General features: G+C 51.6%; 7 protein-coding genes. 2 read left to right on the forward strand and 5 right to left on the reverse strand.

Features of this window, described 5'->3' with window-relative positions; all coding sequences use genetic code 11:
• Nucleotides 1–67: 67 nt before the first annotated feature.
• Together PV407_RS03450 and PV407_RS03455 are read right to left on the reverse strand one after the other, a co-directional pair.
• On the reverse strand, nt 68–424 hold the full coding sequence (locus PV407_RS03450) for a hypothetical protein (protein WP_332088466.1): 357 nt from the start codon (nt 422–424) through the stop codon (nt 68–70).
• Nucleotides 396–1,709 (reverse strand): ABC transporter substrate-binding protein, encoded by a 1,314-nt coding sequence (locus PV407_RS03455; RefSeq protein WP_332088467.1) that lies wholly within the window; start codon nt 1,707–1,709, stop codon nt 396–398. Before PV407_RS03455 ends, PV407_RS03450 begins: the two co-directional genes overlap by 29 nt.
• A gap of 252 nt (nt 1,710–1,961) precedes the next feature.
• Here PV407_RS03455 and PV407_RS03460 point away from each other — a divergent pair, with 252 nt between their 5' ends.
• Both PV407_RS03460 and PV407_RS03465 read left to right on the forward strand, forming a co-directional pair.
• Nucleotides 1,962–2,840, forward strand: a complete 879-nt coding sequence (locus tag PV407_RS03460; RefSeq protein WP_332088468.1) for a helix-turn-helix transcriptional regulator — start codon at nt 1,962–1,964, stop codon at nt 2,838–2,840.
• Nucleotides 2,841–3,082: 242 nt separating this feature from the next.
• Nucleotides 3,083–3,247 carry a hypothetical protein gene (locus PV407_RS03465; protein ID WP_332088469.1) on the forward strand — a complete coding sequence of 55 codons (165 nt, stop codon included), beginning with the start codon at nt 3,083–3,085 and terminating at the stop codon, nt 3,245–3,247.
• Nucleotides 3,248–3,483: 236 nt separating this feature from the next.
• Here the strand turns inward: PV407_RS03465 and PV407_RS03470 are convergent, their stop codons facing one another.
• From PV407_RS03470 to PV407_RS03480, 3 genes are all read right to left on the reverse strand, one after another.
• Nucleotides 3,484–7,440 carry a cadherin-like beta sandwich domain-containing protein gene (locus tag PV407_RS03470; RefSeq protein ID WP_332088470.1) on the reverse strand — a complete coding sequence of 1,319 codons (3,957 nt, stop codon included), beginning with the start codon at nt 7,438–7,440 and terminating at the stop codon, nt 3,484–3,486.
• Nucleotides 7,441–7,529: 89 nt separating this feature from the next.
• Complete coding sequence (locus PV407_RS03475) at nt 7,530–8,558, reverse strand: helix-turn-helix transcriptional regulator (RefSeq protein WP_332088471.1); 1,029 nt, start codon at nt 8,556–8,558, stop codon at nt 7,530–7,532.
• 41 nt (nt 8,559–8,599) lie between these two features.
• Nucleotides 8,600–8,857, reverse strand: a complete 258-nt coding sequence (locus PV407_RS03480) for a sensor histidine kinase (protein WP_442951616.1) — start codon at nt 8,855–8,857, stop codon at nt 8,600–8,602.
• Nucleotides 8,858–8,978 lie beyond the last annotated feature (121 nt).

Consider the following 8,978-nt stretch of genomic DNA (forward strand, 5'->3'; position numbering starts at 1 on the left):
CGGCCCGTTTTCATTTCAAAAGTAAAAAGAGAGCCCAGCGCGCGAGAGCTCTCTTCGATTTAATCAGTTACGGTTTTTGTTCGACGGTTAAACGCTTTCCTTCATGATAGGTATCCCATAATGGGCCGATGTAGTTTTCTAATGTTTTTACGACGTCAGCTCTTCTGCTCGCTTCGACATTTACGGTATCGTTTAGTATGTCATTTCGAATTCGAATGAGCACGAATAAAGGAGGCAAAGCAGCTTCACGGAAAGCCTTAATCATGTTTTCTTCTTGCGGAGTAATATCCATCACGTATCTTTTTCCTTTCTGCTCGGATATACTCTCATTATAAACCTTGACATCAGTGTCAAGGTCAAGCGAATTAACAAACGGAGCTGCATACTTCCCTGCTTCATTTCGATTTTTCGATTGCCTCGGCAATCGCTTTATCCGCCTTTTCTTTATACTCCCGCACGAGCGTATTGATATCTTTGTTCGTTTTCCGAAGCTCTTCGGCCGCGGCATCCGTCAAGCCTCTCACGATCGTTTGATCGTATTTCGTCGGGGTATGAATTTTTCTCGGTTTCGCTTTAAAGAACGCTTCGATATGTTTCCCTTTCAAACTTTCCAATTCGGCTCCGAACACTTTCTCGAATTCGGCGCCTTCCAGCGTCGAAAATCTGCCGGATTTGGCAATTGCGGTCTGTACTTCGTCGGACAGCATGTACGTCATCACTCTCAATGCGTCGTCCTTCTTATCGCTCAGGTTGGACAGCATCATCGCATGCACGTTGGCCTCCCTGCCCGTACCCAGCGCCTCGGGGAAGTTCGGTAGGGCAGCCATGTCCCAGTTTAATGTGAGCGCGCCTTTCTTGAATTCGGTTTCGAACCTGCCGGTAAAGTTATCGGCCCAAAGCGGCAGCATCGCAATCGTTTGATCCGTAATGAAAGCTTCCCTGCCGATCTGCTTGAGATCGTTGAATCCCGGCATTCGATAAAATTCATTGATCAGCTTATACACTTTGATCCATTCCGGGGAGTCGATCACGGACTTGTTCGTTTTCGGATCGACGAACGGAAGCGACAGCTGCGTAGCGATCAAGGACGCTCCGGTCGAATCGAATCCGGCATACTGCACGCCGCCTTCGTTTCTCGTAAGCTTCCGGGCCAAAGCAATGACTTCATCCCATGTCATCAAATCTTTCGGATATTCCACGCCGAATTTGTTGAAAAGATCTTTGTTGTACAGCAAGGCCGCCACGTTTATCGAGAACGGAAGAGCGACCAGCTCTCCGCGATCGCCGTATTCGCGGAAAGATTCCATAATAACCGGCTGCACTTTTTTCAATTCGGCGCCATCTTTCTTGATCATTTCGTCCAAAGGTTGTACGACCTTTAAATCTTTAAACGCCTGGAACATGTTGTTGCTCGTAAAAATGATGTCCGGGAACGTTCCCGCGGCAAGCAAATCTTCCGGGTTCATCCCTTTGCCGGATACGACCATCTCCAAAGTAAGGTGCGGGTATTTCTTTTTGACGGGCTCTACAAAAAACTTTTGGAATTCCTCGTCCGTCAAATTAACTCCGTATCGGTAAACGGTTATTGTTTTCGGTTCCGTGTTGATCTTCGGTTCGGGCGTCGTACCGGTTTCGTTTGTTTGCGCGCAGCCCATCAAGGAGGCGGAAAACAGCATAATCGTTAACGCTTTTGATGAAAACCTTTTCATAATTGCATAACCCCCGTTCTAATCATTTTTAAGGAAACGGCAGCATTCGCTTGCTCCGCTTTTCATTGTATCAATCATTCCGGTTTTCATTTTGCACGCCATTTTGCTGTTACGGCCCGCATTTAACTGTCGTTCTGCTGTTCAGGCAATTTCTTGTAGAGATATTCATTTCCGATATGATATGGTAATCATTAGAGTGTGTCGATCTTGGCTTGGAGACAGGATGTACCGCGACGAAAGGAGGTCACTTTCATGTTCGCTCCCCCCATGATGCTGCCTGTTCGCTTCGCATACCGGTTCGATACCCAATGGGGGATGAATTTTCACACGCACAGGGAATATGAAGTCTACTACTTTCATCAAGGGCGCTGCACGTATATCATAGGCGGCCATATTCATGTGCTGAGTCCCGGGGACCTTATATTGATGGACGGTATGACGCTGCACAGCGCCAATCCGAGCCCTTACCCATATTTGCGCACGAATATGCATTTCGATCCCGCCTATTTGCGCGGAGTGCTTAACGATTCGATTTTTACAAGCGCTTTCGAAACGATCGGACAGCTTGGCAACCATATCATTCATCTGGAGGGCGAATCGCGAACCGAGGTGGAGCAACATCTGCAAAAAATGAACGAACTGTATCAGCAAAACGATGCGGTCGCTTTCCGCCGGTTTTTGCTCGCCCTGCTCGACCTGCTCTACTACATCCAGCCATTCTGCCCCGCATCCGGCCGGTCGACACGCAAAATGACGGAAAAGGAGCTCCACGTGCAGCGTATGCTGAACTATTTGGAAGCGCATTATTCCGAGGATTTGCACATGGAACTGCTGGAAAGCGAGCTTTATTTGAATAAAACATACTTGGCCAAAATATTTAAAGAATTCACCGGCATGACGATCTTCATCTACATCAAAAACCGCCGGCTGAATCAAGCCAAAATCATGTTTATGATGGACAAAAGCGTTTCCGTTTCCGACGTCTGCTATCAGGTAGGCTACAAGCACCTGTCGCACTTCAGCCGCCTGTTTAAGCAGGAATTCGGATGCACGCCCGAGCAGTTTCAACGGATGGCGCATCATGACATTCCGCTCATGAGCGCCACACGGTCACGATCCGCAAAAATATGATCCCCCGGCAAACCTCAAGCCTTAGTTCGACCTTTCACGGCCAGCCAAGGCTTGGCTTGGTCCGGCCTGACACAACGATCGTTCCCGCATAAAATCGGGGCATTTCGGTTATTTTAATCAAGCGCACGGCGTGCGCTTTCCAGACGACTTTGCTAGCAAATTCGTCCGTCATGAGAATAATCCCCTCAATTATTTTGAGGGCGACATGGGTAGCCTAAGGATTGAAACGGAGGTGATCCCTGTTGAACAAAGGTCAACAAAGAGCCAAAATGCATGAATTATCGGAGGGCAAAGTTGCGGTTTACGCACAGGAAGACAAGCAGGAATTCGCAATCATTCATCGCCAGCTTGAGGAAAATTTCCCAACTACGAAAACGGAAGAACATACCCGAACTCTGGACACCTAGTCAAAACCATTACCCGATAAATGCCCGTAACCTATGCTGATCCCATTAGCATAGGTAATTTTTATACATAACCGGAACTATGCCCGATAGGCGGAAAAGGTCAATACTTATCCGGTTAGCCTTGCACCCAAAACGAACATGAATGCATGGAAAAAGAGCTGCTCCGTGGCCGTTAAAGACGCGTGGAACAGCCCCGTTTTCAGAATTCGCCTTGCATCGCCTTGCTTAAAAAGATTTCACCGTTCCGACCAGGCATCCCATAATGCCTGCAAATCCGCTGTGAGGGCGGTTTTCGCCGTTTCGCTAATAACAAGCGGCTTCGTCTTCTCATTCAGCTGCTGCAACGCCTCCCCCACAAATTTGGCGGCCGTATCGTAAGAACCTTTACTCGCTTGATGATTCGCCTGATTCAGCTTGTTCTTGAGAAGCCGGATGTGCGCGCCTTGGAGCTCCCCCGAATCGACATACCGCTGCAGCAAGTTCAGAATCGACTTAATGCTGGTCTCGACCGCGAAGGTTAGCGTTGTATCGGCGACGTTCCCCGCCTGGTCGGTTAGGACGATTCGAAGGGAATGTACGCCCAATTTTCCGGCCAAATCCACGACCGTACCGTTCCCGTAAGGCTGGCCGTCAAGGGTCATCGTTTGGTCCGCCAAACCGGATAAGGCGTCCGTTGCGGCCAGCTGGAACGTCAGCGTCTGGTCGTCCCCGTACGCGGTCCCGTCCGCATAAGGGATTCCATTTACGGTTAAGGCGTACGACGGTGCGGTGTTGTCGATGCGAACCGTTCGTTCTTTCGTTTCCTCCACATTGCCCGCTCGGTCGACGGAGCGGTAAAACAACTGGAATATCCCTTCGTCCGAGATGGAGATCGGCCCCAAATACGGCTTCCAATCGGGTTCCCCGTTTAGCTGATATTCCGTTCCCGACACGCCGGATAAATCATCCCGAGCAACCAAGGTCAGCGAAACGGGGGCTCGATGCCACTCGATCGGACCTGTTGGATCGACTTGAACGGTCGTGATCGGTGCCGTAACGTCGCGGGCCAGCGTAAACCGGATTTGGTAAGCCAAGGCGTTTCCGTTTTCCGCCGTTACCGTGATGGTCGATGTTCCGGGCAACGACGCTGCCGGTCGAACGGTTACTTGCGCACGTTCATTGGCCGCAATTGCGGTGACCGGAGGGACAACGTCGGTACCGTAAGGCAGCTCGACCGTATAATCGAACGTGTCGTAAACGAAACCGGCTACCGTCCGATTGTCCACCCGTAGATCCTGCAAGGTAGCGTCCGAAGATAAAGGACCCGACGCCGGCACAGTTATCGTTATTTTGTTCGAAGCAACCGTGCGTCCATCCAAGGCGACCTTGACCCATACGTCCGCCTTGCCTTTTTTCTTGGCCGTAATAACGCCGTCGGCGATCGATACGACGCTCGGATCGCTCGTAACATACTCTTTGGAAGCCCCGGAAAGCTCATAGGTCGTCCTTCCTTTTTCGAGGATTCCTTTCACTTTCATTGTAGCGGTCATGCCGATCGGAATCGAATCATGATCCACGGTTATTTCCGCCCCGCTCAATTTGACGGCAAGGTTCGGATCATGGTATCGAAACAGGTTCCCGCCGGTTTTGAAATAGAAGTCGCCAAAGTCGTCCTGCGCCAGACGTTCCGCACCCGTATGGAGAAGAACGGTTACTTCCCGGGTAGAAGTGTCGATTTTAAAGAAACTGCTGGCAAACGTATTCTCGTGTTCGGCAACGGAGCCTTTCCCGATCGTTCCGTACAGATGTCCGTCCGTGCCCAATTCCAGGAACCCGTTCGTCCAGGAAGTATGGCTGACTCCGGGAAATTTTCGCTCGTTGTAAACGATCTTTCGCTGTACGGGGTCAAAAATAAACAGCGTGTCGCCGGCGATCCCCCAGATGTTGCCGTCCGGTCCTTCGATCAGGCTGGGCACCGCACCGTACCCGTTCACAACGACGGTTTCGAACACCTTGGTCTTCTTGGCGACGTCCCAAATAAAGAGCTTGCCGGACTTATCGTTCGCGTCGATATCCGTAGCGTAAGCGCCCTCTCCCCCTCTGATGGAGGTTCCGCCTATCAGCATTCCGTTCTTATAAACGAGCGAGAGGATAGAGTGATTGGGCACCGGCTTATATTCCGCTTCTTTTACGATGCCGGGGCTTGCGTCAGTCGGCCTCGCGTAAATGAGCAGTCCCCCGAGTTTTCCGGCCGTCGGCACCGTACCGATAAACACTTTCCCCAATTCCTCCACCCCGACCATGGCAAGCGGACGGTCGGCCGTTCTGGATGACGAATAGGAAATGCCGATATACGGATTGTCGGTTGCGTAATTTGCCGGGGAGCTGATGCGCCGCGGTTTTGCCGGATCGTATTTCCAGATTCTCGAATACGGATAAGATCCGATAAAAAGTTGGCCTCCGAGGCTCGCCGCCCCTTCCGCCTGCCCGACTCCGGCATAGCTTTCCACGGCATCCGCGGTTGGCTTGTACACGCCCGTGCCGCCCAGAAAGCCGCCGGTATAGATGCGGCCGTCCGGTCCTTTGAAAATGTGGTGGATTTTTACCGGTTGCGGGGGAAGCGGCAGCTCGGTCACTTCGTTGTTGCCGGTTTCCAGATTATACTTGAAAAACTTGCCGCTGACTCCGGAAAATCCGACCAGCGAATATCCCGGATAGCCCGGCTTATCCAACTGTACGTATCCGAATCCGATCAATGCCTGCCCGGTATCGATATGCAGGTTTTTAAACGTATTCGTATCCAGATCATATTCGTGAAGCGAGCTTTGGTACACGTAATACACTTTATTGGCGACCGGAGATTTGGCCGACCAGCCCCGGGAATCGATCTTGAATCCGGGATCGCTGTTGATCAGGCTGCCGTCTCGGATGTTCATCACGAACGAGCGGTTCGACTTGTCAAACCTGGCGAAAAGCTTGTCTCCGACGAGCTGCAGGTCGTAGACGCCGACTTCCTTCGGGGTTTGGTTGGCGAATAGAGCGGGCAGGACGCTTTCTCTCGTCTTCGTTCTCGGATTGTATTTGATCAGCTCCGCCGAATGTTCCCCGAGGCCCGCATAGAGAACATCTTCAACGCCGTCGTACGCCAGCGAGCGGACGAAGTTTTGCTTGACGCCCGTCAGCTTGGTCATGGAGCCGTGATCCGTCAAGCCTGCGGCCGGATGGCCGGGCAACGCTTTAGCGGGATCAAATTCGTATACCTTGTTGTCATAGCCGGTGCCCCCGTAAATGACGCCGTTTTCGCCGGGGACGAGAACCCAGGAAATGCTTTGTCCGGAAGCGACGTTCCCGACGAGCTCAACCTTGTCGGTACGGGTGCTGTACCGGTACATGTAAGCTTTTATACTGGATACCGAATAAAAATGACCGTTGTCGTCCGCGTAGATCGCCCATGTTTCCTGCGTTTCCGGCAGGACGTGCCGCGCGATGACCGTCTCGGTCTTGACATCCATCACGACCAGCGCGCCCGGATCCCCTTGCATCACCGTATACATGACATCCCGTCCGGTATGATCCTTCCCGAAGGCGCCTCTCATGATATACGTTTTATTGACCTGCATGCCCAGATTCGTAATCGTGCCCGGAGCGTCGGCGTCCTTGACCAGGTGTACATCATCCGCATACACGATGCCCGTCCCGGCATTCGTCGTAAGCACGACGATGCTGGTTTTCGCCGCATCGTGCGGAACCGTGAAAGACAGCCGAACGGGATTCCACTTTCTCTCGACCGGGCTCGGGTTCGTCGTGACGGACGAAATAAAGGCGCCTGCCTCGTCATAAAAGCGAATCGAAAGTCTCGCGCTCGTATGTTCCGTATACACCATCGAGCTGACGGAGTAATTTCCGTAGGGAACCAAGGATAAGTAACCGCTTTCAATTCCGGCGCTTTTCGCTGGATCGTTATCGCGGATGAGCGCGCTTTTGGTTCCGCCGTAAGCTTGACCATATACGCCGCCGGTTACCGTAACGCCAGTGCTGGAACCGTATGGCGCCCATCCGGGCACGGACCCGTCCGGGCTGACGTCCTCGAACCCGTTGTTTGCCACCGCAGGAGCTCCCTCCTCCGCACGGGCGGTGCCCTCCGGCACAACATGTCCCAATATGCCCAGGTACAATGCCAGGGCGGCTAATGAATGAAGCAGCTTTCTTTTCATCCGTTCCCTCCTCTTCTTTGCGTAGTCGGGTATATTGTAGCAAACAAAGGGAGTGTCCTCTTATCTGTAAGTTGCGCCTTTTGTTCCGTTTATTTTACTCTCATTGTGTTCTTTTTTCGCATCGACTGTCTAAAAGCATCGGGCGTCATGCCGACGAATTTTTTGAATATCCGGCTGAAATGCGACGAATGTTTAAATCCGACCCGGTAACCTACATCCGTAACGGAGGCGTCTTCTTCGATCAAAAACAACAGCTGCGCTTGATTGATTCTCCGGGTATACAGATGGGTGAACACGGTCGTGCCGGTGACTTCCTTAAATATATGGGACATATAATGTTTGTCCAAATGAAGCTCGCGTTCCAGATGTTCGAGATGGATATCGTCCGTGAAATGGTTTTCGATGTACGTCACTATATTTTGAACGTTCCTCTCCTTGACGGATAAAGGCTTCCGGGGCAAAGACAAGGAGTTCCCGCAGCGGGCATAGATGTAAAGAAGCAAATCGATAAACTGCAGACAAAAACGATTGTAATAAACCGGGTCTTTATTCTCGTTGGCCTCATGCAGACGTCCCAGCATATCCTCCACTTCCCGCCTGTCCTCGCCGTCCAGATTCAAGACATGATTGCGCAGCAATTGAAAGGGAGCCAAAATATCGACCGGCAAAGGGAGCGGCAAAAGTCCCGCCACATAGTCCCGATCGAAATGTATAGTCGTTCGCACATATTCCACGCTCGGATCGATTTTCGGACAATGCAACGTCAGCCCGTCCATAATAATCAAGTCTCCCGGGGCCAAAACGTACAATTTGTCGCCGATCAGAAAGTTGCAGGAGCCTCCGTGAAAAAAATAGATTTCGCACTGAGGGTGCGAATGGTAGGATGCATACGATCGGTGAACGGGTGTGTTGTATTTGTACTTCAGGCGGATGGGCAGCGGGTTTGCGGACGGAAACAGCATGGATATCCCTCCATGTTTCGATTCTGGGGCGCAGCATCTATCTACGAAATAGAGTGAATTCCGCGAATTCAAACGGTCTCCCGCGATAGATGAATTCGATATCAAAGATGCCTTTCCTTTCCTTTGCTTGCAAAGGATTTTATTGCTTTGCTTCACGAGCAAAGCCCCGCCGCATACCATATGAAACACGCCGTCGTTCACGCTTCCGGCGGAAGCTGCACGGTGAATGTCGTTACGCCGTTCGGCACGCTCTTGGCCGATATTTTTCCCTGGTGCCGCTCGACGATCGCCTTCGCGATCGCAAGCCCCAGACCATAGCCCCCGTGCTTGCGCGATCGGGAAGGATCGGTTCGATAGAACCGGTCGAAAATTTTATCCAAATGCTCCGCCCCGATCCCCTCCCCCGTATTCGCCACCGACAACGCAATCTCGTGATGCTGCCGTTTCAGTGTCAAGCGTCTGTGAAAATGTCACCTTAACTGAGCAGTAAAAATGTCACTTTTTGTAGTGTGGAGGCCGCCCGTCACCAGAAGGCCTCATGATAGGTGTTGTGCTGGGAATACAGAGCCTCTTGGA

This window comes from Paenibacillus sp. GYB003 (genome assembly GCF_036577625.1).
Lineage (GTDB): Bacteria > Bacillota > Bacilli > Paenibacillales > NBRC-103111 > Paenibacillus_AB.

Coding starts and splice junctions, on each gene's coding strand:
- PV407_RS03460 (WP_332088468.1), top strand. CDS start 1,962: ATGTTCGCTCCCCCCATGATGCTGCCTGTTCGCTTCGCATACCGGTTC.
- PV407_RS03455 (WP_332088467.1), bottom strand. CDS start 1,709: ATGAAAAGGTTTTCATCAAAAGCGTTAACGATTATGCTGTTTTCCGCC.
- PV407_RS03470 (WP_332088470.1), bottom strand. CDS start 7,440: ATGAAAAGAAAGCTGCTTCATTCATTAGCCGCCCTGGCATTGTACCTG.